Raw genomic sequence first — 26,674 nt, 5'->3', positions numbered from 1 at the left:
AATTGCTCTGGAAGCGGACCGGGACCAGCACACCGGACGGCCATGGGCGTCCCCCCTTTTCCCCGGGGCCAGAGCCCCCGAACCGTAACATCCGGCCGTGCGATCGACAACCGCCGGGCGTCGGCACCGGCCGGGATCGAGGCCGCGCGGACCGCGATTGTGTCCGGCACAAGATCGCCATGGCGCAGGGCCCGGCGCCGTCCTATGACCCGGGATATGGAAAACCCCGCCCCGAACAGCCTGCCCCCCGCCGTCGCGGGCCGATCCGCCGCCTTGGGCCCGGGCGCCGGTTACGAAGGCCCCGCCTTCGAAAGCGCCCAATCCGAAAGCGCCAGGTCCGAAAGCGCCAGGTCCGAAAGCCGGACCGGCTTTTTCTACGCCCTTGGCGCCTATCTGCTCTGGGGCCTGCTGCCGGTCTACATGAAGGCGCTGTCGCATGTGGCCCCGGTCGAGGTCGTGGCGCATCGGGTGATCTGGTCGGTGCCGGTGGCGCTTGGGGTCCTGATCTGGTTGGGGCGGACCTCGGACCTGCGCGCGGCGCTGCGCCAGCCCCGCATGCTGGCGATGGCCGCGGTGAACGCGGCGCTGATCTCGGTCAACTGGGGGATCTATGTCTGGGCCGTGGGCGCGGGCCGGGCGCTCGACGCCGCGCTAGGCTATTACATCAACCCGCTGTTCTCGGTCTTCCTGGGCGCCGTGCTTCTGGGCGAGCGGCTGCGGCCCACGCAATGGCTCGCGCTCGGGCTGGCCGCCGGGGGCGTCGCGCTGGTGACATGGGAGGCGGGCTCCCTGCCGCTGGTCGCGCTGTCGCTGACCCTGACCTTCGGCTTCTACGCCTATTTCAAGCGCGCCCTGCCGATCGGCCCCAACCAGGGTTTCGCGCTTGAGGTGCTGATCCTTCTGCCCTTCGGGATCGGCTTCTACCTGTGGTTCGCCCTGCGCGGCGAAAGCCATTTCCTGACCGGGAACGCGCTGGACAGCCTGCTGCTTCTGGGCTGCGGCGTGGTGACGGCGGTGCCGCTGATCCTTTACGCCAACGGCGCCAAGCGCCTGCGGCTGACCACCATCGCCATGATGCAATATATCGCGCCGACCATGATCTTCCTGACCGCCGTCTTCGTCTTCGGCGAGCCCTTCGGCGGGCGGCGGCTGCTGGCCTTCGGGCTGATCTGGTCCGGGCTTGCCATCTACACGCTGGCGCTGCGCGGGGGCGAGGGGCGGAGCGAGGGGCGAGGGCCCCAAGTCTAAAGGCATCGGGGCGAAAGCCCGGATGCGGGCCGTCAAGGTTAGCGCAAACAGCGCAGGTTTGCGCTAACAAACTGAAAATCCCGGGTTTTCAGGCTAGGCATACCAAGGCATACCGATTAGCAGAGCCCCAAAGCTGAGACTCGCAATCCCGGAGGCCCCGCCATGACCATCACCCTCGGCATCAACGGCTTCGGCCGCATCGGCCGCTGCACGCTTGCCCATATCGCCGAATCCGGTCGCAACGACGTGCAGGTCGTGGCGATCAACGCCACCGGCCCGGTCGAGACCAACGCCCATCTGCTGAAATACGATTCCGTCCACGGCCGCTTCCCCGGCACGGTGAAGGTCACCGACGGCGGGCTGGATCTGGGCCGCGGGCCGATCCGCATGATGTCGAGCTACGACCCCGAGACGCTGGACTGGGAGGGCGTGGACATCGTCCTTGAATGCACCGGCAAGTTCAACGACCGCGCCAAGGCGGCCGTTCATCTGGGGCGTGGCGCGAAACGGGTGCTGGTCTCGGCGCCCGCGAAGAACGTGGATCGCACCGTGGTCTACGGCGTCAACCATCGCGGCCTGCTGCCCGAGCATCTGGTGATCTCGAACGGGTCGTGCACCACCAACTGCCTCGCGCCGCTCGCCAAGGTGCTGAACGACGCCATCGGCATCGAATCGGGGATCATGACCACGATCCATTCCTATACCGGCGACCAGCCCACGCTCGACCGCCGCCACAAGGACCTCTACCGCGCCCGCGCCGCCGCCATGGCGATGATCCCGACCTCGACCGGCGCCGCCCGCGCGCTTGGCGAGGTGCTGCCCGAGCTGAAGGGCAAGCTCGACGGTTCGGCCATCCGGGTGCCCACCCCCAATGTCTCGGCCGTGGACCTGACCTTCATCGCCGAGAAATCCGTCACCGCCCAGGAGGTGAACGAGATCGTGCGCGAGGCCGCCCAGGGCCATATGGGCAAGGTCCTGGCCTATGACGAAGAGCCGAAGGTCTCGATCGACTTCAACCATACGCCGCATTCCTCGATCTTCGCGCCCGACCAGACCAAGGTGGTTGGCCGTTCCGTCCGGGTTCTGGCATGGTATGACAACGAATGGGGCTTTTCGTGCCGGATGGCCGATGTGGCCGCAGTGATGGGACGGCTGGCGGGCTGAACGGCCCGCGCCCCCGGTCATCGCGCTCGGGGCCCTTCAGCGATGTGAGGATGCCTTGACCAACCGCGCCGCCCTTGTCCTTGCCCTGGCGATCCTGGTCGCGCTGGCGGGGGATTTCCTTTTCACCGGCGGCAAGGGTGCCGTTTTTCTGGCCGGGCGCTTCCTCGACCTGATCGAATGGGTGGCCTTCTGGCGCTAGAGGCGTCAGACTGCGGTTGCATTCGTGTGGATGATGGCAAAGATCTGCCAGCACGCGCGAAAGACCGCAGCACCGGAGGTATTGGTCATGGTCGTAAAGGTTGCCATCAACGGATTTGGACGGATCGGACGCAATGTCCTGCGTGCCATCATCGAATCGGGTCGCACCGATATCGAGGTGGTCGCGGTGAACGACCTGGGCCCGGTCGAGACCAACGCGCATCTTCTGCGTTTCGATTCGGTCCATGGCCGTTTCCCCGGCGAGGTCGTCACGGGCGAGGACTGGATCGACGCCGGGCGCGGCAAGATCAAGGTCACCGCGATCCGCAATCCCGCCGAACTGCCCTGGGAGGGCGTCGACGTCGCGCTGGAATGCACCGGCATCTTCAATTCGCGCGAGAAGGCAGCCGCGCATCTTGAGAACGGCTCGAAGCGGGTGCTGATCTCGGCCCCCGGCGACGGCGCCGACAAGACCGTGGTCTACGGCGTCAACCATGACGTGCTGACCGCCGGGGATCTGGTGGTCTCGAACGCCTCCTGCACCACCAACTGCCTCGCCCCGGTGGCGAAGGTGCTGCATGACGCGATCGGCATCGAAAAAGGCATGATGACCACGATCCATTCCTATACCGGCGACCAGCCCACGCTGGACACGCTGCACAAGGATCTTTACCGCGCCCGGGCGGCGGCGCTCTCGATGATCCCGACCTCGACCGGGGCGGCCAAGGCGGTGGGGCTGGTGCTGCCCGAGCTGAAGGGCAAGCTCGACGGTTTCGCGATCCGGGTGCCGACGCCGAATGTCTCGGTGGTGGATCTGAAGTTCATCGCCGCCCGGGCCACCTCGGTCGGCGAGATCAACGAGGCGATCACCGCCGCCGCCGAGGGGCCGCTCAAGGGCGTGCTGGGCTATACCAAGTTCAAGAACGTGTCCTCGGATTTCAACCACGACCCGCGTTCGAGCGTATTCCACCTCGACCAGACCAAGGTGATGGATGGCACCATGGTCGCGGTGCTGTCGTGGTATGACAACGAATGGGGCTTTTCGTGCCGGATGGCGGATACCGCCGTCGCCATGGGCAAGCTGATCTGATCCCGGGATCAGACCGCAAACCGCCGCAAGGGGCCCCTTCGGGGGCCCTTTTCCATGGCGCCCGCCATGCCGCCAACGCATGGCGGGGTTGGCGGCGGCCCGGGTTGTTAGCGCAATCATCGCCGATTATCTCGGATGGGACATCGGGCGGGGCCGCATGGCCCTGCCCCAACCATAAAGGAAAAACCATGTTCGAGAAATTCCGCGAAGCCGCGCGCAGGCGCGCCCTTTACCGCCGCACCCGGGACGAGATCGCCCGCCTGCCCCGCGATGTCGCGCTGGATCTGGCGATCTTCCCCGAAGACGCCGCCCGCATCGCCCATGATGCGGTCTATGGCCCCCGCCGCGGCGGCAAGACGGCCTGAGCCGCCCCGCCCGCTCCGGCGGGCCCGACCTGCAGACCGCCCCGCTTGGGCGACAAGACGGCCCCGCCCGTTCCGGCATCCGGCAGCCCTTCGGGGACGCTTGCCATCCCGCCTCGCAGCCGCTAAACGGAACATGTGATGCGGGTATGGTGAAATGGTATCACACGAGCTTCCCAAGCTCTTGGCGCGGGTTCGATTCCCGCTACCCGCTCCACCCTCTCCCATCGGAACGACGATATCCACCGCACCGGCGCACGGCCCGGCCCCGAGAGAGACGTTTCGCATGACCCGGATCCCGTCCCGCATGGCCGTCCTGGCCGCAGCCCTCGCCTCCTCCTCCCCCGCCCTCGCAGCCGGCACGCCCCGGGCGTTCGAGGGCCGCTGGGATTGCCAGATCGGCGAATTCGTCTTCGACGGCATGCGCTACGATCCCGGCACCGGCCCGATCGAGATCCAGGAGATCGAACACGACGGCGATGTCTTCATCCTGCGATTCGCGGATGGCTATCAGATCTTCCTCGCCCTGCACCCGGACGGCACCATGGGATGGTTCTCGCCCGCCTCGGGCGAGGCCTTCGAATGCCGCCGCCTGGATTGAGCGGACCGCGCCGCGCCCCCGGCGGAGAGGCGGGTGGCGGGACGGCCGGCGGGCTTTCCTTCGCTCCCGCCAGGCTCTATGCGAAGGAGCACAAGACACCCATCCCCGCAGGAGAACATCATGTCCACCGAGATCAAGCGTATCGGCACCGGCGCCCGCATGTCCGAGGCCGTGGCCTATAACGGCATCGTCTGGCTGGCGGGCCAGGTCGGCAATCCCGGCGACAGCGTGGCCGACCAGACCCGCCAGTGCCTTGCCGAAGTGGACCGGATCCTGGCCGAGGCCGGGACCGACAAGACCCGCATCCTCTCGACCCAGATCTGGCTGGCCGACATGGCCGATTTCGCCGAGATGAACGCGGTCTGGGACGCCTGGGTTCCGCAGGGCGACACCCCCGCCCGCGCTACGGGTGAGGCGAAACTGGCCGCCCCCGCCTACAAGGTCGAAATCATCGTCACCGCCGCGCTGAAGTAAGCGCCCGGGCCAGAGGGCGGAAAGGGGGCCTGCGGGCCCCTTTTTCATTGCTCGATCCGAGGGCGCGAAGTGGACCGAGCCGCCGCACGGCCCCCGACCCTCGGGCCCCGCCGCCGCCCGGACCCGGCGGGCACAAAGCTGCTCAGGGCCGCTCAGGGCCGCAGGAAATCCAGCAATTGCGCGGTCGAGCCATCGCGGTCCCCCGCGCCCCCCTCCTTGCCCTGCAACACCGGATGCAGCGCCAGCGCCAGTTCCTTCCCCAGCTCCACCCCCCATTGGTCGAAGGAGTTGATGCCAAGGATCACCCCCTCGACAAAGACGCGATGCTCGTAAAGCGCAAGGATCTGGCCCAGCACGAAGGGGGTCAGACGCTCATAGGCGAGCGTGGTCGAGGGGCGGTTCCCCGGAAAGACGCGGTGGCGGGCCTGACGCTCAAGCTCCGCGCCCTCCATCCCCTTCTCCCGCAGCATCGCCCGCGCCTGATCCAGCGAGCGGCCGCGCAAAAGTGCCTCGGATTGCGCAAGGCAATTGGCGACCAGAAGCAGGTGCTGATCGGCCAGCTCCAGCTCATGCCCGTGTTTTCCGACCATGAATTCGCAAGGCACGATGCGGGTGCCCTGATGGATCAACTGGTAGAAGGCGTGCTGGCCATTTGTGCCGGGCTCACCCCAGACCACCGGGCCGGAATGCACCGCCAGATCGCTGCCGTCCATCGCGGTGCGCTTGCCGTTCGATTCCATCTCAAGTTGCTGGAGATAGGCCGGAAGCCGGGACAGACGCTGCTCATAGGGCAGGACCGCGCGGGTGGCATGGCCGCAGATCTGGTTGTGCCAGATCCCCACCAGCGCCAGCAGGACCGGCAGGTTACCCCCCTCGGGCGCCGCCAGGAAATGCCGGTCCATTGCCCGCCCGCCGGACAGGAATTCCTCGAACCGCGCGGGCCCGATGGCAAGGACCAGCCCAAGCCCGATCGGCCCCCAGAGCGAATAGCGCCCGCCGACCCAATCCTCGAAACCGAACACCCGTTCGGCTGCGATGCCGAAATCCGCGGTGCGCGCCAGCGCGGTCGAGACGGCGGCGAATTGCGCCCCCGGATCGCGCACCCGCGCCGCCATCCAGGCCCGGGCGGTTTCGGCATTGGCCATGGTCTCGACCGTGGTGAAGGTCTTCGAGGCCACGATGACCAGCGTCGTCTCGGGGTTCAGCCCCCGCAGCACGTCATGGACATGCGCGCCGTCCACGTTCGAGACGTAATGCAGCCGCGGCCCGTCGTGATAGGGCGCAAGCGCCAGCGTCGCCATCGCGGGGCCCAGGTCGGATCCGCCGATGCCGATGTTCACCACATCGGTGATCGCGCCGCCCTGCCCCCGGAACGCGCCCGAGCGGACGGCATCGGCGAAGGCGGCCACCCGCGCCTTGACCCTTGCGATGCCGGGGATCACATCCTCGCCATCGACGAGGATCCGGTGCTCCTCGCCCGCGCGCAGGGCGACATGCAGGACGGCGCGGCCCTCGGTCTCGTTGATCTTTCGGCCCGCGAACATCGCCGCGCGCTTCTCGCCCAGGCCCGAATCCCGCGCAAGCTGCAACAGAAGGTCGCGCGCGGTGTCGTCGATCGCGGTCTTCGACCAGTCGAACAGCAGCCCGTCGGCGCGGGTCGAGAATCGCTCGGCCCGCCGGGGATCGGCGGCGAAAAGGCCCATGATCGACCGATCCGCAAGGCTTGCGTGATGGGCCCGCAGGCCCGCCCATCTGTCCATGATCCAGACCTTATTCCGCCCAATGCACCTCGGCCTGATCCAGCACGACCCGGATCGGCGCCGCCTCGGGCGGCAGGCCGGTGGCCTGTTCTAGCGCAAGCTTCTTGGCCTCGCCAGTGATCAGCAGATGGATCTTGAAGGCGGCGCGCAGCACCGGCGCGCTCAGGGTCACGCGCGGCTCGACCGCCGCCTCGGCCCGCATCGCCACCAGCGGCGGCGCCTCGGGCGACAGCGCCTCGGCCAGCCCCTCGCCCCCCGGGAAAAGCGAGGCGGTGTGCATGTCCGCCCCCATCCCCAGCAGAAGGACAGAGACCGGCAGATGCGGCTCCAGCCCCCGGATCAGATCGGGCAGCGCCTGTTCGGGCGCGGCGGCGGGGGCGACCAGCGGGATCAGCCGCGCCCGCGCCGCGGGGCCCTGCAACAGCCGCTCGCGCAGAAGCCGCGTGTTCGAGCGGTCGGAATGATCGGGCACCCAGCGTTCGTCGTTGAGCACCACCGACACCAGCCCCCAGTCGAGATCGACGCCCGAGAGGATGTCGAAGACCGGCCCCGGCGTGGTGCCCCCCGGCACCGACAGCGTGGCCCTGCCCTCGCGCCGGATGAAATCGGCAAGCTCTCCGGCGATGGTATTGGCCAGCGACAGATACATCAGGTCGCGGTCGGGATAGGCGTGGAAATTCATGCCCGTATCTCTCTCCAGCGCCGCCCGTCGCGGTGCATCAGCATCAACGCATCCTCGGGGCCGGAGGTTCCGGCATCATAGGGCTGGGGCTTTTCGCCGCGCGATTCCCAGCCCTCGATCACCGGATCGGTCCAGGCCCAGGCCGCCTCGACCTCGTCGCCGCGCATGAAAAGCGTCTGGTTGCCGCGGATCACATCCATGATCAGCCGCTCATAGGCGTCGGGCGCGTCCTCCGCCGCATCGCCGAGCGCCTCGGCGAAGGACATGTCCAGGGGCACCTGCACCAGCCGCATGCCGCCCGGGCCCGGCTCCTTGATCATGACCTTCAGGTTGATCCCCTCGTCGGGTTGCAGCCGGATCACCAGCACGTTGTCGCGCCAACCGCGATGGTCGTCGAAGATCGAATGCGGCGGCTCCTTGAAGGTGATGGCGATCTCGGATTCGCGGGCGCGCAGGCGCTTGCCGGTGCGCAGGTAGAAGGGCGTGCCCTTCCAGCGCCAGTTCGAGATGTTCACCTTCAGCGCGATATAGCTTTCGGTCCGGCTGGCGGCGCTTTCGACATCCTCCAGATAGCCCGCGCCGCCCTGCCCGGCCAGATACTGGCCGCGCACGATATCCTCGGGCCGGACCGGATCCAGCGCGCGGATCACCTTGAGCTTTTCGTCGCGCACCGCATCGGGGTCGAAGTGATAGGGCGGCTCCATGGCGATCAGGCACAGAAGCTGCATGATATGGTTCTGCACCATATCGCGCATCGCGCCCGATTTGTCGTAATAGGCGCCGCGCCCGTTCACGCCCACGGTCTCGGCCACGGTGATCTGGACATGGTCGATATATTCCGACTTCCACAGCGGCTCGAACAGGATATTGGCGAAGCGCACCGCCATCAGGTTCTGCACCGTCTCCTTGCCCAGGTAATGGTCGATCCGGTAGATCTGGCTTTCGTCGAAATGTCGCGCCAGCGTGGCGTTCAGCGCGCGGGCCGAGGCGAGGTCGTGGCCGAAGGGCTTCTCCACCACGATCCGCGCCCCGGGCCCGGCGATGTCATGGGCGCGCAGGCGCTCGGCGATGGCGCCGAACAGCGCGGGCGTGACCGAGAAGTAGAAGGCCTGGATCACGTCGCCGCGGATCTCGCGCTTCAGCTCGCTCCAGCCGATCTCGCCGGTGGCGTCGATGGCAATGTAGCAAAGCCGGTCCAGAAAGCCCTCGATCGCCTCGTCCTGCCGCCGCGCGGGCGGGACGAATTCGGCGATGGCCGCGGCGACCATCTCGCGGAAATCGCCGGGCGACAACTCGCCCCTCGCGGCGCCGATGATGCGGCATTCGGGCAGGATCTGCCCGGCGAGGAAGCGCAGGTAAAGCCCTGGCAGGATCTTTCTGCGCGCCAGATCGCCGGTGGCGCCGAAGACGACAAGGTCGAAGACCTCGACCGGAATGACGCGAGACGCCATGGTTTCCCCCGTGCCGACGGCAAGCTGTTAGCGTTAACGGCGCCCTTCTAGACCGCCGCCTGTCCCCTGTCTAGCATCCGGGGCAAGGCCCGCAACCGCCACGCGCCATGGGCGCGCGCGAAATCCGGCGCCCGGGCCGGGACATGCCCGAAAAACATGCCCGATGCTGCGGGCGGATCAGCCCTCCTCCACCGCCTCCCACCTGACCCGGGCCAGGCCGGGCACGGCGGCGAGGTGCTGGACCGCCTGCTCCAGCTTCTGCCCGCCGCTGTCGTCGTCGGTCACGGTGGCGAGGAGCTCGATCCCCTCGGCTTCGTCCCCCTCCTCCGCGCCGCGCTTCAGGGCCCGCCTCTCGATCGCGCCCAGATGCAGCCCGCCGATGGAAAGCGTGCTGAGCATCAGGCTGCGGGTGGCCGCCTCCTGCGCGGGCGCGACGCTGACGCCGATGCGCCAGACCCGCACCCCAGGCATCCGCGCGGCCAGGCGGCGCTTGAGCCATTGCACGAAGGGGCGCAGCGCGAAATTGACGAAGACCACCATCCCGGTCGCCACCAGCGCGATCTGCCAATGCCCGCCCCCCGCCAGCAGCCCCACCGCGGCCGAGCACCAGAGCGTGGCCGCCGTGGTCAGCCCCTGGACGTTGAACCCGTCGCGGAAGATGATGCCCGCGCCCAGAAAACCGATGCCGCTGACCACCTGGGCGGCGACGCGGCTGGGGCTCATGTCGCCCTCGACCAGCATGGAGAACACCATATAGGCCGAGGCGCCGAGCGCGACGAGCGCATTGGTCCGCAGCCCCGCCTTGCGCTGGCGGATCTGGCGCTCGATTCCGATCAGCGCGCCGCAGCCAAGCGCGACCGACATGTTGATCGTGGCGGCAAGCAGGGTGACGGGCATGGCGCGCTCCTTGGTTCGGCGGCACAGCCTTGCACGGGTCGCGAAGAATTGTAACGCTTTTGTAACGGAACTTTCGGAATGCCGCCCATGCCGCACCTCGCAGAAAGAGGTTGCAACTGCGCGCCCCAACAGCTAGGGCTGCGCCACATCGTCCGGCATCGGCCAGGGCGATCTGGCACCCGTAGCTCAGCTGGATAGAGCGCTGCCCTCCGAAGGCAGAGGTCACAGGTTCGAATCCTGTCGGGTGCGCCATTTCGCTTTACCCATGCTTTCCCCTCCTAACATATTGAATGCTATAGTGGTTTCCGGAGTTCGAAACCCGTTTTTCCAGTCATGAGGCAACCTTTTGGCGAAGGTCAGTCTTAGCACCGTTCGCTTGTCTTCCAAACGATCAGAAACCTATAATTTACAATGGTTTGTGAGGAAAATCATCGCGAGTTCGAACATTTCTTCGAAGGTGCGACGCCGCCCCGGCCCGTTTGCCAGTTTTTCATCCACCGCCAGCTTGTCGCGTTCGAGCGCGACGATACGGCGCGCGCAGCCGCGTGGTCAGCGCGCCGCTTCATCCCTATATCATGGAGCTGATCGCCGCGCAGCACCGCAGCCCGGCATAACGGCGGCCCTGCGGCGAAGGCGGGGCGTCAAACCTGCAGGGCCGTCAGCCGAAGAGATCTCGGCAAAGCTCCAGCCCCGAGACCAGTGCCTCGACCTCTTCCTCGGTATTGTAGAGCCCGAACGAGGCGCGGCAGGTCGCGGAAACGCCGAAATGCTGCATCAAGGGCATGGCGCAATGGGTGCCCGCGCGCACCGCGATACCGCGCTTGTCAAGAACGGTCGATATATCATGTGGATGCGCGCCACCTTGAAGGGTGAAGCTGAAGATCGCCCCCTTGCCCGCCGAATTGCCCTGCACGTTGAGCCAGTTCAGCCCCGCCAGCCGCGCCCGGGCATGGTCGCGCAACCGACGCTCATGCGCGGCGATATTCTCCATGCCGAGGCCGGTCAGATAGTCGATGGCGACGCCCAGCCCGATCTGGTTGACGATGCCCGGGGTCCCGGCCTCGAACCGCATCGGCGGGGTGGCATAAGTGACCTCGTCGCGAAAGACATCGCGGATCATGTCGCCGCCGCCCAGGAAGGGGCGCATCTCCTCCATCCTCTCACGACGGATGAAGATCGCGCCGGAACCACTTGGCCCGTATAGCTTATGCCCGGTGATCGCGTAGAAGTCGCAGCCGATCGCCCGCAGGTCCACCTGCCTATGGACCGCTGCCTGCGAGCCATCGACCAGCACCGGAACCCCCCGCGCCCGCGCGCCCGCGCAGATCGCCGCGACATCGACCACCGTTCCGGTCACATTCGACATATGGGTGACGGCGACCAGCCGGGTGCGCGGCCCGATGGCGTCGATCACCGCCTGCGGGTCAAGATCGCCATTGGAGTCGCATTCGACCCATTTCAACACCACGCCCTGGCGTTCGCGCAGGAAATGCCAGGGCACGATATTGGCGTGATGCTCCATCACGCTCAGCACGATCTCGTCCCCCGCCTGCAGGCGCGGCGCCGCCCAGGAATAGGAGACGAGGTTGATCGCCTCGGTCGCACCCGAGGCGAAGACGATCTCCTCCTCGTCGGGGGCGTTCAGAAAGCGGGCGATCTTGCCGCGCACGGCCTCGTATTGTTCGGTCGCAAGATTGGAAAGGTGGTGCAAACCCCTGTGGACATTGGCATATTCCATCGAATAGGCCCGCGTGATCGCATCGATCACCACGCGCGGCTTCTGCGCCGAAGCGCCATTGTCCAGATAGACCAGCGGCTTGCCGTTCACCTCGCGCGACAGGATGGGGAAATCCGCGCGCACCTTGGCGATGTCATACATTTTGCAAAACCTCCGGGCCGATCAGGGCCGCCAGCAGGATGGAAAGGATCAAGATCATCGCGCAAGCCGTTGCGATTATGCCAAGAAACACCCATCTCATCGACGGGAAACCATGCAGTTCGGCGACAAATCCGGTCAGCAGCCACAGGAAGACCGCGACGCCGAGCGACATCAGCACCGCCGCCAGCCCGGGCAAGACCAGCATGACGCCGATCAGCGCCAGTTGCACCGCCAGCATCACCACTTCCAGCCAGGCCACCGCGAGAAGCGCCGCCTGGATGCCGCCGCGCCCTCCGGCCATGCGGCCGATCCAGCAAACGAGTTGCGCCATCAGAAGCAGAAATCCAAGCTGGATCAAGGCGGTGGAGATCGGACCTCCCATATCCAGCAGCGACGGGCCCGAGCGGCCGCCCGGCAGCAGCAGCCGCAGAAGATGCATGGCGAAAGCTGCCAGAACCGCCGCCAGCGCCAGCGCGGTCATCGCCGTGCCAGGCGGCAGCACCAGGCCGAGGATCAGCCGCATCGCCCGGCGCGGATCGGCCAGGCTCAGCCGCAAAAGCTCGCCCAAGCCGACACCGCCCCGCACCGTCATTGCCGCGCCGCCCGCAAGAGCCGCAGCCACAGCCACAGGAACCCCAGCCCGACCAGCACGCCAAGCAGATGCAACCCCGGCCCCGGCCCGACGAACCCCGCCACCAGCCCCTGCAGCAGCATCAGCGGCGCGGTGGCCAGAAGCGCCCAGAACAGCGCGATCCGCGCCCCGTAGCCCGAGACACGGACCCCGAACAGCCGCAGCAGAAGCTGCGACAGCCCCGCCACCGCGTAAAGCGCCAGCGGCGCGATGAAGAGCAGCGCGAAAAGGTTGATCCCCATCAGCGCCTGCAGGTCCGGCAGGCCCGGCTGGCCGGAAAGGCCGTTGAAATGCGCCTCGCGCGCCAGTCGCGGCCATTGCGCGACAAAGGCCAGCAGGCAGGCCCCCATCAGGACCGCGATCGCCCGATCCTCGCGCGGGCCCTGGGCCAGCCTGCGCGCCATCGCCTGCGCCGGGTGGCGCCAGGTCTGGAAGATCTCGGACGTGATGGACATCCGCCCGCCTCAGCCGCCGTGCCGGTTCAGCCAGCCCTCAAGCCGGCTGCGGATATCCTCGGCGATGGTCTCGTCGGCGATCTCCTCGATGGCCTCGGCCAGGAAGGCGAGCACCAGAAGCCCCTGCGCCGCCCGCTCGGGCACCCCGCGCGAGCGCAGGTAGAAGAGCGCCGTATCGTCGATCGCGCCCGAGGTCGAGCCATGCGAGCATTTCACGTCATCGGCATAGATCTCCAGCTCGGGCTTGGCGAGGAAATTGCTGTCCTCGTCCAGAAGCAGGGCCTGGCTGATCTGGTAGCCGTCGGTCTTCTGCGCGCCCTGTTTCACCAGGATCTTGCCCTGGAACACCCCGGTCGCGCCGTTGCGCAGGACCTTCTTGAACACCTGGCGGCTCTCGCACCGCTCGGCGGCATGGGTGATGAAGACGGTGTCGTCCTGAAGGAAGTCCCGGTTCCCCATCGCGGCGCCCGCGACATGGGCGATGCTGTCGTCGCCGGTCAGCTCCAGCACCGCCTCGTTGCGGGTCAGGCGGCCGTTCGCGGTCATGGTGAAGCTTTTGAACAGCGACTCGCTGCCCAGCCGGGCAAAGATATGGGTGACCGCGCGACGCTCGTGGTCGCGGCCCTGGGCGCGGATGTGGTGGAAGGCGGCGCCATCGGCCACTTCGACCTCAAGCACCGAATTGAACCGCGCCGCCGCAGGGCCATTCTCCAGCAGGGTGAATTCCGCGCCATTCTCAAGCTTGATGCAATGGTGGAGCATCGCATCGGAAGCATCTGAAACATGGTTGTAAATGATCGAGACCGGCTTTTCCGCCTTGCCCGTCACCCGGATCAGGATCCCGTCCGGGGCGAAGGCGGAATTCAGCGCCGCCAGAGGCCGTTCGACCGGCTTCTGCCCGCGCGCCTCAAGCACGCCGTAAAGCCCCTGGGCCCAGTGGATGTCGCGCGTCCCGGCCTCGGCCAGGCGCTCGATCTCCACCCCGGCCAGCGAAAGGTCGTCCGAGGCCGCGGCGTCGAAGACGCCATCGGTGAAGACGATCCGCAGCCGCTCGATCCCGTCGAAGATCGGGCTTTCGTCCGAGGCCTCGAAAGGCGCCGCCGCGACCGGAGCGGCCGAGGTCAGCGCCGCCGGATCGGTGTAGCGCCAGTATTCGTCGCGCCGGATCGGCAGCCCCATGGCGCCAAGCCGCGCCAGGGCCGAGGCCCGCGCCGCGCCCTGCCAGCCGCTGTCGGCAAAGGAAAGCCCGGCGATCCGCGCCGCCAGCGCGTCCTGTTTCAGTTTCGCCAATGCCATCACACCGCCCCGTTCCGTTCGGCCCCGTCCACTTCGGCCAGCAGATCGCCATAGCCGTTGTTCTCGACCTCAAGCGCCAGTTCCGGCCCGCCGGTCTTCACGATCCGGCCCGCCGCCATGATATGGACCACATCCGGTTTGATATGGTCGAGCAGGCGCTGGTAATGGGTGATGACGAGGAAGCTGCGCCCGGCGTCGCGCAAGGCGTTCACCCCGTCGGAGACCAGTTTCATCGCATCGACATCCAGGCCCGAGTCGGTCTCGTCCAGGATGCATATCTTCGGCTCAAGCATAGCCATCTGCAGGATCTCGTTGCGCTTTTTCTCGCCGCCCGAGAAGCCGACATTGACCGGACGCTTGAGCATGTCGGCGTCGATCTTCAGGGCCTTGGCCTTTTCGCGCACCAGTTTCAGGAAATCGCCCGCCGAAAGCTCTTCCTCGCCGCGCGCCTTGCGTTGCGCATTGGCCGCGGTGCGCAGGAAGGTCATGTTGCCGACGCCGGGGATCTCGACCGGATATTGGAAGGCCAGGAACAGGCCCGCCGCCGCGCGCGCCTCGGGCTCCATCTCCAGAAGCTCCTCGCCCTCCAGGCTGGCCGATCCCTCGGTCACCTCATAGCCGTCGCGGCCCGCCAGCACATAGGAAAGCGTCGATTTGCCGGACCCGTTCGGCCCCATGATCGCATGGACCTGGCCGGGGCCGATCTCAAGATCCACGCCGCGCAGGATGACCTTGTCCTCTTCCTCAAGCTTCACATGCAGGTTTTCGATCTTCAGCATCTCTCTCTCCTCAGACCGGTTGCAGCAGCGCCCGCATATAGGCGCGCAGCCGGTCCGGCGTCAGTTGAACGGGTTTCATCTCGAACCGGGCCATGCGCCCGATCATTTCCACGGGGGCCACGAGATCGGCGGCCTTGTGATAGGCCTCGCGCGGCAGGTAATCGTCGAAGAACAGCGTGACCGGACGGGTGATCCGATAGGCCACGGTCAGGAAGCAGCCCAGCCGGAAGCGACCGTCGACCAGCACGAGGTCCGGGTGAGAAAACCCCGGCAAGTCCCAGACCTTCAAGGCATAATCCGGCCAGCGGCGGAAAGCGGATTCGTCCAGCGGATGGCCCCATTCGCGGGTGGGCCCGATGTCGGCGTGATGGACATGCACCCGGGCCGCCGCGGCGGCGGGATCGCGGGCGAACCAGTCGCGCATCCGCCCCGCCCAGGCCGCATCCGATTCCACCGACCAGACCTCGGCCCCCGAACCGGCCGCGACCAGCGTCGAGCCGCCCGAGCCGTATTCCAGCACCACCCCGGCCCGCGCGCAGGCCGAAGTCCAGGCCCGGGCCTCGGCTTCCGGCAGCGTCAGTTCGGGGGGTGTGGGATCAATGCTCTGCAAGACGGCCATCTCACACGGGTCGAAACGCCGCCCATCGGGCAACGAAGGAAGGGGCGCCCAGTCTCATTCCGCCTGCTCCTCGGCCGCGCGCTTTGCTCTCGCAGCCGCCCGCAGGCTCGATCGCGCGGCAAGGGTCGTCAGAATGATCAGCGGGCCCACGGCATAAAACAGCGCCAGCACCGCCGCCCCGATCCCGCGCGAGGCACCGCGCGCGATCAGCCATTCCCCGACCACCGCCCCGACTGTGGCGCAGAGGGCGAAGGTCAGCACCACCACCAGGACGAATGGACCCGCCTGCGTCCGGCCCGCCGAATAGGGGCTCCGCCCGGCCAGCATTCTTGCCGCCCGGGCGTTCCAGCGCGCCTCCACCCGCTCGAACCAGCGCTCGGGCGCCGAGGAATAGGGCTCGCGCGACATGGATCAGCCCACCGAACCTTCAAGCGAGATCGCCACCAGGCTTTGCGCCTCCATGGCGAATTCCATCGGCAGCGCCTGAAGCACCTCCTTGCAGAAGCCGTTCACCACCAGCGCCACCGCCTCTTCCTCGTCCATCCCGCGCGAGCGGCAGTAGAAGAGCTGGTCGTCATCCACCTTCGAGGTCGTCGCCTCATGCTCGCAGCGCGAGGAATTGTTGCGGATCTCGATATAGGGCACGGTATGGGCGCCGCATTGATCGCCGATCAACAGGCTGTCGCATTGGGTGTAATTGCGCGAGCCCTTGGCCCGGGGATGGACCGAGACCAGACCGCGATAGATGTTCTGGGCGCGGCCCGCCGAAATCCCCTTCGAGACGATGCGCGATTTGGTGTTGCGGCCCAGATGGATCATCTTGGTGCCGGTATCGGCCTGCTGGGCGTTGTTGGCGATGGCGATCGAATAGAACTCGCCCTGGGCATCGTCGCCGCGCAGGATGCAGGAGGGGTATTTCCAGGTGATCGCCGATCCGGTCTCCACCTGCGTCCACATCACCTTGGCGCGGTCGCCCCGGCAATCGGCGCGCTTGGTGACGAAGTTGTAGATCCCGCCCACCCCGTTCTCGTCACCCGGATACCAGTTCTGCACGGTGGAATATTTCACCTCCGCATCCTCCAGGATCACGATCTCCACCACAGCCGCGTGAAGCTGGTGAGTGTCGCGCTTGGGGGCGGTGCAGCCTTCCAGATAGCTGACGTAAGACCCCTTTTCCGCGATGATCAGCGTGCGCTCGAACTGGCCGGTGTTCTCGGCATTGATGCGAAAATAGGTCGAAAGCTCCATCGGGCAGCGCACGCCCTCGGGGATATAGACGAAGGAGCCGTCGGAAAAGACCGCCGAATTCAGCGTGGCGAAGAAATTGTCCGATTGCGGCACGACCGAGCCGATGTATTTCTTCACCAGTTCGGGATAGTCGCGGATCGCCTCCGAGATCGGGCAGAAGATCACGCCCGCCTTCTTCAGCTCTTCCTTGAAGGTGGTCCCGACACTGACGGAATCGAACACCGCATCGACCGCGACGCGACGCTCGCCCCCCGGCGCCTCACCCTCGGGCGCCTCGACCCCGGCCAGAAGCGCCTGCTCCTTCAGCGGGATCCCCAGCTTGGCATAGGTCGCAAGCAGCTTGGGATCCACCTCGTCCAGCGATTTCGGCTTCACGTCCATGCTCTTGGGCTTGGCGTAGTAATACTGGTCCTGATAGTCGATCTCGGGATAGTCGAGCATGGCCCAGCGGGGCTCTTCCATCTTCAGCCAGCGCCGATAGGCGGCCAGGCGCCAGTCCAGCATCCATTCCGGCTCGCCGTTCTTTTCCGAGATCAGCCGCACGATGTCTTCCGACAGGCCCTTGGGGGCATATTCGGTCTCGATCTCGGTTTCCCAGCCGTATTTGTATTTCCCGGCCATGGCCTGGACCGTCTCGATGGTCTCGCGGTCGACGCCCTCGCGGACCTCGATCTCGTCCGCGCCGGAAAGCCCTCCGGCGGCGGCTTCGGCGCCATCCATGCGGGCCGCGTCCGGCCGGATCCCGTCCCTGGCCAATTCGCTGTCCATCACCTTCAACTCCCGTCCGTTACGCCAGGCGCATCCGCGCGCGGCCATAGGCCTTGGTCCAGCTTTCGGCGAACCGCAGCACGTCTTCCCTGGTCACGCCCGGCCCGATCGAGACGCGGACCGCCTGCGCGGCGCGTTCCTCGTCGAACCCCATGGCGCGCAGCACCTTCGAGACGCGCACCTTGCCGCTGGAACAGGCCGAGCCCGCCGAGACGGCGAAGCCCGCCAGATCCATCGCCATCACCTGGGTCTCGCCCTTCCATCCGGGCGCGATCAGGTTCAGCGTATTGGGCAGGCGCGCGACATCGCTGCCCACGGAAATAATGCCTTCCGCGCCGGCCATCAATGCTGATTCTAGAATATTTCTAATCTCGGCGACTTCCTCCCAGACCCCACCGGCCAGATCCCGCGCCGCCGCCTCGGCCGCCGCGCCGAAACCGGCGATGCCGATCAGGTTCTCGGTGCCCGCGCGCCGCCCGCTTTCCTGGCCGCCGCCGCGCAATTGCGGCGCCAGATCGACGCCCTGCCGCAAGACCAGCGCGCCGATGCCGCGCGGCCCCCCGGCCTTGTGGGCCGAGACGAGGCCCCCCTCCACCCCCAACCAGTTGAAGGCGAAGGCGATCTTGCCGAAACCCTGGGTCAGGTCCGAAACCGCCAGCCCCGCGGGCAGCTCCTGGATCACCCCGGTTTCGGAATTGGCCAATTGCAGCGTCGCGCGGCCCGGCTCTGGCACACTCACCCTGCCCCCGGCATCCACCGCGAGATCCGCGGCGCACCAGGCCGCCACAGCCTCATGCTCGACCGGCGCGCAAACCATCCCCCGGCCCGCGAGCGCCAGGGCCGCCGCCTCGGTCGCGCCCGAGGTGAGGACCAGATCCGCCCCCCCGGCGCCAAGCGCCTCCAGCACCTGGCCGCGCGCGCGCTCCATCAGCGCCTTGGCGGCCCGGCCCTCGGCATGAACCGACGAGGGATTGCCGACGACATCCATCGCCGCCGCCATGGCCGCCCGCGCCTCGGCCCGCAGGGGCGCCGTGGCATTCCAGTCGAGATACAACCGCGCCGCCATTCCGCCCGCGCCCCTTCATCTTGGCAAAAATATCCTCGGGGGTGAATTGGCCGCCAGGCCAAGAGGGGGCGGACAGCCCCCTTCCTTCCGCGCCTTCCCCCCAGTCAGCCCGCCGCCGCCTCTTCCTCGTCCACCACCCGGAACAGGTTCGGCACCGCCGGACAGGGCGTCAGATCGTTTCCGATCACATCCGACAGCCGGGTCTGGTGCAGGAACACATAGACATTGGCCGAAAGGCTCTGCCACAGCCGGTTGGTCAGCGACTGCGCCCGCGTCCCCGAGGATCCCCCCGTGGCGCCCGCGCCGGTATGCATCGCATCGACCGTCTCCTCGACCGCCTGCAGCACCTCGCTCACCCGGATGGCAGCGGGGCTGCGCGCCAGCCGATAGCCGCCGCCCGGACCGCGCACCGCCTCGACCAGGCCCGCGCGGCGCAGCTTGACGAAAAGCTGCTCCAGATAGGGCAGAGAGATATCCTGCCGCTTCGAGATCTCGGAAAGCGAGACCAACTCCTCCCCCGTCCCGCCCGCGCCGGTCGCCGCCTTGCGCGCCGCCTGCGCCTCGATCATCGCGAGATCGGCCAGCGCCACCATCGCGTAACGTCCCTTGGTCGAAAGTTTCAACGCCGCCTCTCCCTTCCAGATACGGGCCCTCGGCCCCTGGCCCGCCCGGGCCCGATCCAACCGCAATCCGGGCCCGACCGCAACGCGGGCCAAGCGCAATCCAAGCCCGCCCGCGAGTCGGACACCGCGAGTCAGACAATGACGCCGCCGCCCGGTCCGACCGCAAGAGCGCCATCGGCGCTCCGGCAGGCCGCCGCGCGGCACCGCCCCTGCCAGACGACGCCCGCCAGATAACACCGGCCGACTTCCCCGGGGCGATTGCCCACCCGGCTTCGCAGGCGATTCCCCAAGCAATTGCATTGACGCCGCCGGAAGCGGCCATTACCTCAGGTCCGATCCCAAAAGGCGATCCAGCCTTTTAGAACAGTTCTAATATCTTCCGGCATTTCCGTCAAGAAATCCCGGTGCATCCCAGGCGAGGCCCATGCCCGAAGTCATCTTTGCCGGCCCCGATGGTCGTCTCGAAGGCCGTTACCACCCCCAGAAGGACCGCGACGCCCCGATCGCCATCGTGCTTCATCCCCACCCCGCCTATGGCGGCACGATGAACAACAAGGTGGTGTATAACCTGCATTATGCCTTCTACAACCTCGGCTTCACGGTGCTGCGCTTCAATTTCCGCGGCGTCGGCCGCAGCCAGGGCGAATACGACCAGGGCATCGGCGAACTCAGCGACGCGGCCTCGGCGCTCGACTATCTCCAGGCGATGAACCAGAACGCCAAGCATTGCTGGGTGGCGGGGTTCTCCTTCGGCGCCTGGATCGGCATGCAGCTTCTGATGCGACGGCCCGAGATCACCGGCTTCGTCTCGGTCGCGCCGCCCGCCAACATGTATGATTTCACCTTCCTCGCGCCCTGCCCCTCCTCGGGGCTGATCATCAACGGCTCGGCCGACAAGGTGGCGCCGCCCAAGGACACCCGCAGCCTGGTGTCGAAGCTGCACGAGCAGAAGGGCATCACCATCACCCATACCGAGATCGAGGGCGCCGACCATTTTTTCAAGGACGAGGAAAGCCACATGAAGCCGATGATCGGCACGGTCTCGGATTACGTCCGGCGCCGCATGACCGAAAGCTCGCGCTGACGCCATGGCCGATTTCATCCAGAGCCTTGCCGACGATCTTGCCCGCGACGTGCTGGCCGCCCAGGCCGATCTGGGCGACGACCGTTTCTACGAACAGGTGGCGCGGGTGCTGATGGCCGCCTCACCGACACTGCAAGAGGCCTTCATGACCTCGATCCGCATCCGCCTGGCCGAGGCGCGCGGGCGCGACTTCCTCGACCGCGCGCTGCGGGCGCTGCGCGAAGGGGCCGAGGCCCCCGCCGCGCCGCGCGACACCGGCGGGCATTGAAGCGGCGATGACCGACCGTCTGGCCGCGCAATTCGCCTTTCTCGAAGAGGCCGACCGGCTGAAATCGGTCCTGCGCGCCAATGTGCTGCTTGACGGATCGCGGCCCGAAAACGTGGGCGAGCATAGCTGGCACCTTGCGCTTTGGGCGCTGGTGATGGCGGGGTCCCAGCCGGGCGTCGACCTGGCAAGGGTCGTCGCGATGCTGGTCCTGCACGACCTGCCCGAGATCGACACCGGCGACCAGCCGATCCATCTCGACCATGACGCGCCCGCCCTCGCCCGGGCCGAGGCGCAGGCCGCAAGGCGGATCTTCGGCCTGCTGCCCCCGGACATCGGCGCGCCGCTCCTGGCGCTCTGGCAGGAATTCGAGGCCGCCGACACCGCCGAGGCGCGGCTGGCCAAGCAGCTCGACCATGCCCAGCCGATCTTCCAGGTGCTGATGTCGCCCACGCCCCTGGCCGATCACCTGGCGGTGGTGCGCGACAACCTCGCCTCCGGCCGCGCCGCGCGCTTTCGCGACGAATGGCCCGAGGCCTACGCGCTGGCGCAGGACCTGCTGGCCGGGCGGCCCGGCACGGCCCCCGGGGAGTTGCGCGCGCGCCTGTCCTTCCTGGCCGAGGCCGACCGGCTGAAGTCTGTCCTCCGCGCGACCACGCTCTGCGACGGATCGCGGCGCGAGAATTCGGGCGAGCATAGCTGGCATCTGGCGCTCTACGCCATGATCCTGGCCGATCAGGCGCCCGGAACCGTGCGGATCGACCGGGTGATCCGCATGCTGGTCCTGCACGACCTGGTCGAGATCGACACCGGCGACGTGCCGATCCATTCGGCGGGCGGCACCGCCCATGCCAGCGCCGAGACGCTGGCCGCCGAGGCCCGCGCGGCGGATCGGATCTTCGGCCTGCTGCCCGCCGCCCAGACCCGCGAATTCCGCGCGCTCTGGGACGAATTCGAAGCCGCTGAGAGCCCCGACGCGGTCTTCGCCAAAAGCCTCGACCGGGTGCAGCCGGTGATGCAGAACCTCGCCTGCGGCGGCGGCACCTGGACCAGCTACGGCGTCAGCTTCGACCAGCTTGAATCGCGGGTGGGCGTCAAGATCGCCCGGGGCGCGCCCGGCATATGGCAATGGGTGCGCGCAAGGGCGCTGCCCTGGTTCGAAAACCGCGGCCTCGGCCCCGCCCCCTCGCTTCCGCCCGCGCCCGGCCCAGGATGAACGCGGCGCAGGTCGGGCCTGAGATCGGACAGAAGATCGGACCGGGCGAAAATCGGGCGAATACTCGGTATGCCATTGCATACCACCTTCCCCGGCCGGCAAGTTTGGGCTAGAACCCCGATCAGGCGAATCCCCAACAGCAAAAGGGCATGGCATGACCAAGATCAAGGTGGACAACCCCGTCGTCGAACTCGACGGCGACGAGATGACCCGGATCATCTGGGACTTCATCAAGAAGAAGCTGATCCTGCCCTATCTGGACATCGACCTGAAATACTACGACCTGGGCATCGAAGAGCGCGACCGCACCAACGACCAGATCACCATCGACAGCGCCAATGCGATCAAGCAATACGGCGTCGGCGTGAAATGCGCCACCATCACCCCCGACGAGGCGCGGGTCGAGGAATTCGGCCTCAAGCAGATGTGGAAATCGCCCAACGGCACCATCCGCAACATCCTGGGCGGCGTGATCTTCCGCGAGCCGATCATCTGCAAGAACGTGCCGCGCCTGGTGCCGGGCTGGACCCAGCCCATCGTGGTCGGCCGCCACGCCTACGGCGACCAGTATCGCGCGACCGACTTCCTGTTCCCGGGCAAGGGCAAGCTCACGCTGAAATTCGTGGGCGAGGACGGCACGGTCATCGAAAGGGACGTGTTCGACGCCCCCGGCGCGGGCGTGACCATGGCGATGTACAACCTCGACCAGTCGATCATCGACTTCGCGCGGTCGTCGTTCAACTACGGGCTGCTCAAGGGCTGGCCGGTCTATCTCTCGACCAAGAACACCATCCTCAAGGCCTATGACGGCCGGTTCAAGGACCTGTTCGCCAAGGTCTATGCCGAGGAATTCGAAGACAGGTTCAAGGCGGCGGGCATCCATTACGAACACCGCCTGATCGACGACATGGTGGCTTCGGCGCTGAAATGGTCGGGCGGCTATATCTGGGCCTGCAAGAACTACGATGGCGACGTGCAATCCGACACCGTGGCGCAGGGCTTCGGCTCGCTGGGGCTGATGACCTCGGTGCTGCTGACGCCCGATGGCAAGACCGTCGAGGCCGAGGCGGCGCATGGCACCGTGACCCGCCACTTCCGCCAGCACCAGAAGGGCGAGCAGACCTCGACCAATTCGATCGCCTCGATCTACGCCTGGACCGGCGGGCTGAAGCATCGCGCGAAACTCGACAACAACACCGCGCTGGCGAATTTCGCCGCGACGCTCGAAAAGGTCACCGTGCAGGCGGTCGAGGACGGCTTCATGACCAAGGACCTCGCGCTGCTGGTCGGGCCGGACCAGAAATGGCTCACCACCATGGGCTATCTGGAAAAGGTCGACGAATATCTCAACAAGGCGCTGGCAGGCTGATCTCGCCAACAACGCATCCCGAAAGGGCCGGTCCCCCGCGACCGGCCCTTTTCCTTTGCCCCTCCCCCTCTCGAAACGCCCCGGCTTTCTTCTTTGCAGAAATATCCCCGCCGGAGGCGCAGGCCGCACCCTGCGAAGACTTTACTCCCGGCGCGATCCGTCGCATCTGGTCTCATGAACAAAGCCGAGCGCCATACGATCTTCGACGATGCCCAGGGGCTGGTGTTCGGCACGCTGATGTGCGCGCTCGGACTGCAATTCCTGCAGCATGCGGGTTTCATCACCGGCCAGACCGCGGGCCTCGCGCTGGTGATCTCCTACGCCGGGCATTGGGCCTTCGGGCCGGTGTTCTTCCTCGTCAACCTGCCGTTCTACTGGTTCGGCTGGCGCAGGCTGGGCCCGGCCTTCACGGTCAAGAGCCTGGTCTCCGTCACGCTGCTGTCGCTGATGGCGCAGGCACTGCCGCATCTGATGGATTTCTCGCATCTCGATCCGCTTCTGGCCGGGGTGCTCTTCGGCTTCACCACCGGGGCGGGCCTTCTGGCGCTGTTCCGCCACGGGTCGAGCCTGGGCGGCATCGGCATCGTCGCGCTGATGGTGCAGGACCGCACCGGCTTTCGCGCGGGCTGGTTGCAGATGGGATTCGATGCGGTGCTCTTCGCGCTGGCCTTCCTGTGGATCCCGGCCGAGCGGGTGCTGTGGTCGATCCCCGGCGTGGTGATCCTGAACCTCGTGCTGGCGATCAACCACCGCCGCGACCGCTATATCGCCACCTGAAGCATGGCTGCCATGCGCCATGCGCAATGGACGGCGGGCCGGGATTGGCGCAGAATAAGGTCATGAAAGCTGACCTTTCCACCGGAAAACGCTATACCCTCTTCGAGGATGTCCAGGGCCTGATCGTGGCCTCGGCGCAGGCCGCGCTCGGCATCCACCTGCTGCGCGCGGCCGGGCTGGTGACCGGCGGCACGGCGGGAACGGCGCTGATCCTCGCCTATGCCTTCGACTGGAATTTCTCGGCGGTGTTCTTCTTGATGAACATCCCCTTCTTCGCCTTCGCCTGGATCGCGCGCGGGCCGGTGTTCTGCGCCAAAAGCGCGGGCACGGTCACCCTGGTCTCGCTGATGGCCGAGGCGCTGGAGCCCTTGCTGCAGGTCGCCCATATCCATCCCGCGGCGGCGGCGGCCCTGTTCGGGATCAGCGCGGGCGTCGGGCTTCTGGGGCTGTTCCGCCATTCCGGCAGCCTTGGCGGGGTCTCGATCGTGGCGATGATCCTGCAGGACCGCTTCGGCTTTCGCGCGGGCTGGACCCAGTTGACCCATGACCTGATCCTGTTCGCGATCGCGATCTGGCTGCTGCCGCTCGACCGGGTGGCCTGGTCGCTCCTCGGCGCGATGATCCTGAACGCGGTGATCGCCTTCAACCACCGCCGCGACTGGTATGTGGTGAACTGATCGCGGCCCTGATCGCGATTTCCCTGCACTGCGGCATTTCCAAACCCGGTTTCCTCGTGTATCTGCGGCACCGCAGCAAACAGGTAGAGCTAATGGACCTTCGCAATATCGCGATCATCGCCCACGTCGACCACGGCAAGACCACGCTGGTGGACGAACTCCTGAAACAATCGGGCACCTACCGCGAGGGTCAGGCCACGACCGAACGCGCGATGGACTCGAACGACATCGAACGCGAACGCGGCATCACCATCCTGGCCAAGGCCACCTCGGTCGAATGGAAGGGGCTGCGGATCAATATCGTCGACACCCCCGGCCACGCCGATTTCGGCGGCGAGGTGGAGCGGATCCTGAACATGGTCGATGGCGTCGTCCTGCTGGTCGATGCGGCCGAGGGCCCGATGCCGCAGACCAAATTCGTCACCTCCAAGGCGCTCGCGCTCGGCCTGCGCCCCATCGTGGTGCTCAACAAGGTCGACAAGCCCGATGCCGAGCCCGAGCGCGCGCTGAATGAGGTCTTCGACCTCTTCGCCAATCTGGGCGCCAGCGACGAACAGCTCGATTTCCCCCATCTCTACGCCTCGGGCCGCTCCGGCTGGGCCGACGAGACGCTCGACGGGCCCCGGAAGGATCTCTCGGCGCTGTTCGAGCTGGTGGTGCGCCATGTTCCCGCGCCCAGCCAGGTCGAAAAGGCCGACCAGCCCTTCTCGATGCTCGCCACCACCCTGGGCGCCGACAATTTCCTCGGCCGCCTGCTGACCGGCCGGGTCGAGAGCGGCACGCTCAGGACCGGCACCACCCTCAAGGCGCTCTCGCGCGACGGCGAGCGGATCGAGCAGTTCCGCGTCACCAAGATCCTCGCCTTCCGCGGCCTCGCCCAGACCCCGATCGAAGAGGCGGTGGCGGGCGATATCGTGACGCTCGCGGGCATGACCAAGGCCACCGTGGCCGATACGCTCTGCGCGCCCGAGGTCGAGACCGCCCTTCCCGCCCAGCCCATCGACCCGCCGACGATCACCGTCACCTTCGGCATCAACGATTCGCCCCTGGCCGGCCGCGACGGATCCAAGGTGCAAAGCCGGGTGATCCGCGACCGGCTGATGAAGGAAGCCGAGCAGAATGTCGCGATCAAGATCGCCGACACCCCCGGCGGCGAGGCCTTCGAGGTCTCGGGCCGGGGCGAACTCCAGATGGGCGTGCTGATCGAGAACATGCGCCGCGAAGGGTTCGAACTGTCGATCTCGCGCCCGCGCGTGATCTTCAAGGAAGAGGACGGCATCCGCATGGAGCCGGTCGAGGAAGTCATCGTCGATGTCGACGACGAATTCTCCGGCGCGGTGATCGACAAGCTGACCGGCGAGCGTAAGGGCGACCTGGTCGAGATGCGGCCCGCCGGCGTCGGCAAGACCCGGATCATCGCCCATGTGCCCTCGCGCGGGCTGATCGGCTATCACGGCCAGTTCCTGACCGACACCCGCGGCACCGGCGTGCTGAACCGGATCTTCCACGGCTGGGTGCCGCACAAGGGACCGATCCAGGGCCGCCGCCAGGGCGTGCTGATCTCGATGGAGAACGGCGTCTCGGTGGCCTATGCGCTTTGGAACCTGGAGGAGCGCGGCAAGCTCTTCATCGGTGCGCAGGAACAGGTCTATACCGGCATGGTCATCGGCGAGCATTCGCGCGACAACGACCTTGAGGTAAACCCGCTCAAGGGCAAGAAGCTGACCAATATCCGCGCTTCCGGCACGGATGAGGCGGTGCGCCTGACCCCGCATATCCGCCTCAGCCTGGAAGAGGCCATCGCCTATATTCAGGACGACGAACTGGTCGAGGTCACGCCGAAGATCATCCGGCTGCGCAAACGCCACCTCGACCCGCATGAGCGCAAACGCGCCAGCCGTTCGGAATGATCGAAGGCGGCGCCTGTCGGCGCCGTTTGCCTCCGGCGGGGATATTTAGGCAAAGAAGAAAAGCCGATCCTTTCTTCTTTGCACA

Annotated in this window: 28 protein-coding genes and 2 tRNA genes; 16 read left to right on the top strand and 14 right to left on the bottom strand. The window is 66.8% G+C overall.

Annotation, left to right across the window (positions count from 1 at the left end; all coding sequences use genetic code 11):
• The first annotated feature begins 216 nt into the window (after positions 1-216).
• The 8 genes from rarD (at position 217) to ABNX41_RS08090 (ending at position 5,137) form a co-directional block, all read left to right on the top strand.
• Complete coding sequence (gene rarD, locus ABNX41_RS08125) at positions 217-1,248, top strand: EamA family transporter RarD (RefSeq protein WP_438669219.1); 1,032 nt, start codon at positions 217-219, stop codon at positions 1,246-1,248.
• Between the two features lie 162 nt (positions 1,249-1,410).
• Positions 1,411-2,412, top strand: a complete 1,002-nt coding sequence (gene gap, locus ABNX41_RS08120) for a type I glyceraldehyde-3-phosphate dehydrogenase (protein ID WP_438669218.1) — start codon at positions 1,411-1,413, stop codon at positions 2,410-2,412.
• 55 nt (positions 2,413-2,467) lie between these two features.
• Positions 2,468-2,611: a hypothetical protein gene (locus ABNX41_RS08115; protein ID WP_438669217.1), complete on the top strand. Its 144-nt coding sequence runs from the start codon at positions 2,468-2,470 to the stop codon at positions 2,609-2,611.
• 87 nt (positions 2,612-2,698) lie between these two features.
• On the top strand, positions 2,699-3,700 hold the full coding sequence (gene gap / locus ABNX41_RS08110) for a type I glyceraldehyde-3-phosphate dehydrogenase (RefSeq protein WP_438669216.1): 1,002 nt from the start codon (positions 2,699-2,701) through the stop codon (positions 3,698-3,700).
• Between the two features lie 188 nt (positions 3,701-3,888).
• A complete protein-coding gene (locus ABNX41_RS08105; protein WP_438669215.1) occupies positions 3,889-4,065 on the top strand; it encodes a hypothetical protein in 177 nt (58 codons plus the stop codon).
• Positions 4,066-4,205: 140 nt separating this feature from the next.
• A tRNA-Gly gene (locus tag ABNX41_RS08100) sits at positions 4,206-4,279 on the top strand.
• 69 nt (positions 4,280-4,348) lie between these two features.
• Positions 4,349-4,663 (top strand): hypothetical protein, encoded by a 315-nt coding sequence (locus ABNX41_RS08095; protein WP_438669214.1) that lies wholly within the window; start codon positions 4,349-4,351, stop codon positions 4,661-4,663.
• Between the two features lie 120 nt (positions 4,664-4,783).
• On the top strand, positions 4,784-5,137 hold the full coding sequence (locus ABNX41_RS08090) for a RidA family protein (protein WP_438669213.1): 354 nt from the start codon (positions 4,784-4,786) through the stop codon (positions 5,135-5,137).
• A gap of 152 nt (positions 5,138-5,289) precedes the next feature.
• Here the strand turns inward: ABNX41_RS08090 and pgi are convergent, their stop codons facing one another.
• From pgi to ABNX41_RS08070, 4 genes are all read right to left on the bottom strand, one after another.
• Positions 5,290-6,897: a glucose-6-phosphate isomerase gene (gene pgi / locus ABNX41_RS08085; protein ID WP_438669212.1), complete on the bottom strand. Its 1,608-nt coding sequence runs from the start codon at positions 6,895-6,897 to the stop codon at positions 5,290-5,292.
• A 10-nt stretch (positions 6,898-6,907) separates the two neighbouring features.
• Positions 6,908-7,579: a 6-phosphogluconolactonase gene (gene pgl, locus ABNX41_RS08080; RefSeq protein WP_438669211.1), complete on the bottom strand. Its 672-nt coding sequence runs from the start codon at positions 7,577-7,579 to the stop codon at positions 6,908-6,910.
• Positions 7,576-9,030, bottom strand: coding sequence for a glucose-6-phosphate dehydrogenase (zwf, locus tag ABNX41_RS08075; RefSeq protein WP_438669210.1), 1,455 nt, complete (start codon positions 9,028-9,030; stop codon positions 7,576-7,578). The genes pgl and zwf overlap by 4 nt, the downstream gene beginning before the upstream one ends.
• A gap of 177 nt (positions 9,031-9,207) precedes the next feature.
• Entirely contained in the window at positions 9,208-9,927 is a 720-nt protein-coding gene (locus tag ABNX41_RS08070) for an MgtC/SapB family protein (RefSeq protein ID WP_438669209.1), read from the bottom strand.
• 175 nt (positions 9,928-10,102) lie between these two features.
• Between ABNX41_RS08070 and ABNX41_RS08065 the strand changes: the two genes are divergently transcribed.
• Positions 10,103-10,179, top strand: a tRNA-Arg gene (locus ABNX41_RS08065).
• 406 nt (positions 10,180-10,585) lie between these two features.
• Here the strand turns inward: ABNX41_RS08065 and ABNX41_RS08060 are convergent.
• The 10 genes from ABNX41_RS08060 to iscR form a co-directional block, all read right to left on the bottom strand.
• The gene (locus tag ABNX41_RS08060) at positions 10,586-11,806 is read right to left on the bottom strand and encodes a cysteine desulfurase (RefSeq protein WP_438669208.1); all 1,221 of its coding nucleotides are present in this window, start codon (positions 11,804-11,806) and stop codon (positions 10,586-10,588) included.
• Positions 11,799-12,398 (bottom strand): YIP1 family protein, encoded by a 600-nt coding sequence (locus ABNX41_RS08055; protein ID WP_438669207.1) that lies wholly within the window; start codon positions 12,396-12,398, stop codon positions 11,799-11,801. Before ABNX41_RS08055 ends, ABNX41_RS08060 begins: the two co-directional genes overlap by 8 nt.
• Positions 12,395-12,892 (bottom strand): YIP1 family protein, encoded by a 498-nt coding sequence (locus ABNX41_RS08050; protein ID WP_438669206.1) that lies wholly within the window; start codon positions 12,890-12,892, stop codon positions 12,395-12,397. The genes ABNX41_RS08055 and ABNX41_RS08050 overlap by 4 nt, the downstream gene beginning before the upstream one ends.
• 9 nt (positions 12,893-12,901) lie before the next feature.
• Positions 12,902-14,188 (bottom strand): Fe-S cluster assembly protein SufD, encoded by a 1,287-nt coding sequence (gene sufD, locus ABNX41_RS08045; protein WP_438669205.1) that lies wholly within the window; start codon positions 14,186-14,188, stop codon positions 12,902-12,904.
• A complete protein-coding gene (gene sufC / locus ABNX41_RS08040) occupies positions 14,188-14,967 on the bottom strand; it encodes a Fe-S cluster assembly ATPase SufC (protein ID WP_438669204.1) in 780 nt (259 codons plus the stop codon). Before sufC ends, sufD begins: the two co-directional genes overlap by 1 nt.
• Before the next feature lie 10 nt (positions 14,968-14,977).
• Positions 14,978-15,586: a hypothetical protein gene (locus ABNX41_RS08035; RefSeq protein ID WP_438669203.1), complete on the bottom strand. Its 609-nt coding sequence runs from the start codon at positions 15,584-15,586 to the stop codon at positions 14,978-14,980.
• A gap of 54 nt (positions 15,587-15,640) precedes the next feature.
• Positions 15,641-15,994 (bottom strand): hypothetical protein, encoded by a 354-nt coding sequence (locus tag ABNX41_RS08030; protein WP_438669202.1) that lies wholly within the window; start codon positions 15,992-15,994, stop codon positions 15,641-15,643.
• Between the two features lie 3 nt (positions 15,995-15,997).
• Entirely contained in the window at positions 15,998-17,554 is a 1,557-nt protein-coding gene (gene sufB, locus ABNX41_RS08025; RefSeq protein ID WP_438669231.1) for a Fe-S cluster assembly protein SufB, read from the bottom strand.
• Positions 17,555-17,621: 67 nt separating this feature from the next.
• Positions 17,622-18,668: a cysteine desulfurase family protein gene (locus ABNX41_RS08020; protein ID WP_438669201.1), complete on the bottom strand. Its 1,047-nt coding sequence runs from the start codon at positions 18,666-18,668 to the stop codon at positions 17,622-17,624.
• A 104-nt stretch (positions 18,669-18,772) separates the two neighbouring features.
• On the bottom strand, positions 18,773-19,291 hold the full coding sequence (iscR, locus tag ABNX41_RS08015; RefSeq protein WP_438669200.1) for a Fe-S cluster assembly transcriptional regulator IscR: 519 nt from the start codon (positions 19,289-19,291) through the stop codon (positions 18,773-18,775).
• A 424-nt stretch (positions 19,292-19,715) separates the two neighbouring features.
• Between iscR and ABNX41_RS08010 the strand changes: the two genes are divergently transcribed.
• From ABNX41_RS08010 to typA, 7 genes are all read left to right on the top strand, one after another.
• A complete protein-coding gene (locus ABNX41_RS08010) occupies positions 19,716-20,375 on the top strand; it encodes an alpha/beta hydrolase (RefSeq protein WP_438669199.1) in 660 nt (219 codons plus the stop codon).
• A gap of 4 nt (positions 20,376-20,379) precedes the next feature.
• Positions 20,380-20,643, top strand: coding sequence for a hypothetical protein (locus tag ABNX41_RS08005; RefSeq protein ID WP_438669198.1), 264 nt, complete (start codon positions 20,380-20,382; stop codon positions 20,641-20,643).
• Positions 20,644-20,650: 7 nt separating this feature from the next.
• The gene (locus tag ABNX41_RS08000; protein WP_438669197.1) at positions 20,651-21,856 is read left to right on the top strand and encodes an HD domain-containing protein; all 1,206 of its coding nucleotides are present in this window, start codon (positions 20,651-20,653) and stop codon (positions 21,854-21,856) included.
• A gap of 154 nt (positions 21,857-22,010) precedes the next feature.
• Positions 22,011-23,225 carry an NADP-dependent isocitrate dehydrogenase gene (locus ABNX41_RS07995; protein WP_438669196.1) on the top strand — a complete coding sequence of 405 codons (1,215 nt, stop codon included), beginning with the start codon at positions 22,011-22,013 and terminating at the stop codon, positions 23,223-23,225.
• A 174-nt stretch (positions 23,226-23,399) separates the two neighbouring features.
• A complete protein-coding gene (locus tag ABNX41_RS07990) occupies positions 23,400-24,002 on the top strand; it encodes a YitT family protein (RefSeq protein WP_438669195.1) in 603 nt (200 codons plus the stop codon).
• A gap of 62 nt (positions 24,003-24,064) precedes the next feature.
• Positions 24,065-24,679, top strand: coding sequence for a YitT family protein (locus ABNX41_RS07985; RefSeq protein ID WP_438669194.1), 615 nt, complete (start codon positions 24,065-24,067; stop codon positions 24,677-24,679).
• 92 nt (positions 24,680-24,771) lie between these two features.
• Positions 24,772-26,589: a translational GTPase TypA gene (gene typA, locus ABNX41_RS07980; RefSeq protein ID WP_438669193.1), complete on the top strand. Its 1,818-nt coding sequence runs from the start codon at positions 24,772-24,774 to the stop codon at positions 26,587-26,589.
• Positions 26,590-26,674: the final 85 nt, after the last annotated feature.

This window comes from Pseudogemmobacter sonorensis (assembly GCF_042762395.1).
Lineage (GTDB): Bacteria > Pseudomonadota > Alphaproteobacteria > Rhodobacterales > Rhodobacteraceae > Pseudogemmobacter > Pseudogemmobacter sonorensis.
The sequence above is the reverse complement of the archived record's forward strand: the minus strand, read 5'-3'. Positions and strand labels throughout refer to the sequence as shown.

Excerpts from the sequence above, each read along its gene's own strand:
- rarD (WP_438669219.1), top strand. The coding sequence starts at position 217 with ATGGAAAACCCCGCCCCGAACAGCCTGCCCCCCGCCGTCGCGGGCCGA.
- gap (WP_438669218.1), top strand. The coding sequence starts at position 1,411 with ATGACCATCACCCTCGGCATCAACGGCTTCGGCCGCATCGGCCGCTGC.
- gap (WP_438669216.1), top strand. The coding sequence starts at position 2,699 with ATGGTCGTAAAGGTTGCCATCAACGGATTTGGACGGATCGGACGCAAT.
- ABNX41_RS08105 (WP_438669215.1), top strand. The coding sequence starts at position 3,889 with ATGTTCGAGAAATTCCGCGAAGCCGCGCGCAGGCGCGCCCTTTACCGC.
- ABNX41_RS08095 (WP_438669214.1), top strand. The coding sequence starts at position 4,349 with ATGACCCGGATCCCGTCCCGCATGGCCGTCCTGGCCGCAGCCCTCGCC.
- ABNX41_RS08090 (WP_438669213.1), top strand. The coding sequence starts at position 4,784 with ATGTCCACCGAGATCAAGCGTATCGGCACCGGCGCCCGCATGTCCGAG.
- pgi (WP_438669212.1), bottom strand. The coding sequence starts at position 6,897 with ATGGACAGATGGGCGGGCCTGCGGGCCCATCACGCAAGCCTTGCGGAT.
- pgl (WP_438669211.1), bottom strand. The coding sequence starts at position 7,579 with ATGAATTTCCACGCCTATCCCGACCGCGACCTGATGTATCTGTCGCTG.
- zwf (WP_438669210.1), bottom strand. The coding sequence starts at position 9,030 with ATGGCGTCTCGCGTCATTCCGGTCGAGGTCTTCGACCTTGTCGTCTTC.
- ABNX41_RS08070 (WP_438669209.1), bottom strand. The coding sequence starts at position 9,927 with ATGCCCGTCACCCTGCTTGCCGCCACGATCAACATGTCGGTCGCGCTT.
- ABNX41_RS08060 (WP_438669208.1), bottom strand. The coding sequence starts at position 11,806 with ATGTATGACATCGCCAAGGTGCGCGCGGATTTCCCCATCCTGTCGCGC.
- ABNX41_RS08055 (WP_438669207.1), bottom strand. The coding sequence starts at position 12,398 with ATGACGGTGCGGGGCGGTGTCGGCTTGGGCGAGCTTTTGCGGCTGAGC.
- ABNX41_RS08050 (WP_438669206.1), bottom strand. The coding sequence starts at position 12,892 with ATGTCCATCACGTCCGAGATCTTCCAGACCTGGCGCCACCCGGCGCAG.
- sufD (WP_438669205.1), bottom strand. The coding sequence starts at position 14,188 with ATGGCATTGGCGAAACTGAAACAGGACGCGCTGGCGGCGCGGATCGCC.
- sufC (WP_438669204.1), bottom strand. The coding sequence starts at position 14,967 with ATGCTGAAGATCGAAAACCTGCATGTGAAGCTTGAGGAAGAGGACAAG.
- ABNX41_RS08035 (WP_438669203.1), bottom strand. The coding sequence starts at position 15,586 with ATGGCCGTCTTGCAGAGCATTGATCCCACACCCCCCGAACTGACGCTG.
- ABNX41_RS08030 (WP_438669202.1), bottom strand. The coding sequence starts at position 15,994 with ATGTCGCGCGAGCCCTATTCCTCGGCGCCCGAGCGCTGGTTCGAGCGG.
- sufB (WP_438669231.1), bottom strand. The coding sequence starts at position 17,554 with ATGGATGGCGCCGAAGCCGCCGCCGGAGGGCTTTCCGGCGCGGACGAG.
- ABNX41_RS08020 (WP_438669201.1), bottom strand. The coding sequence starts at position 18,668 with ATGGCGGCGCGGTTGTATCTCGACTGGAATGCCACGGCGCCCCTGCGG.
- ABNX41_RS08010 (WP_438669199.1), top strand. The coding sequence starts at position 19,716 with ATGCCCGAAGTCATCTTTGCCGGCCCCGATGGTCGTCTCGAAGGCCGT.
- ABNX41_RS08005 (WP_438669198.1), top strand. The coding sequence starts at position 20,380 with ATGGCCGATTTCATCCAGAGCCTTGCCGACGATCTTGCCCGCGACGTG.
- ABNX41_RS08000 (WP_438669197.1), top strand. The coding sequence starts at position 20,651 with ATGACCGACCGTCTGGCCGCGCAATTCGCCTTTCTCGAAGAGGCCGAC.
- ABNX41_RS07995 (WP_438669196.1), top strand. The coding sequence starts at position 22,011 with ATGACCAAGATCAAGGTGGACAACCCCGTCGTCGAACTCGACGGCGAC.
- ABNX41_RS07990 (WP_438669195.1), top strand. The coding sequence starts at position 23,400 with ATGAACAAAGCCGAGCGCCATACGATCTTCGACGATGCCCAGGGGCTG.
- ABNX41_RS07985 (WP_438669194.1), top strand. The coding sequence starts at position 24,065 with ATGAAAGCTGACCTTTCCACCGGAAAACGCTATACCCTCTTCGAGGAT.
- typA (WP_438669193.1), top strand. The coding sequence starts at position 24,772 with ATGGACCTTCGCAATATCGCGATCATCGCCCACGTCGACCACGGCAAG.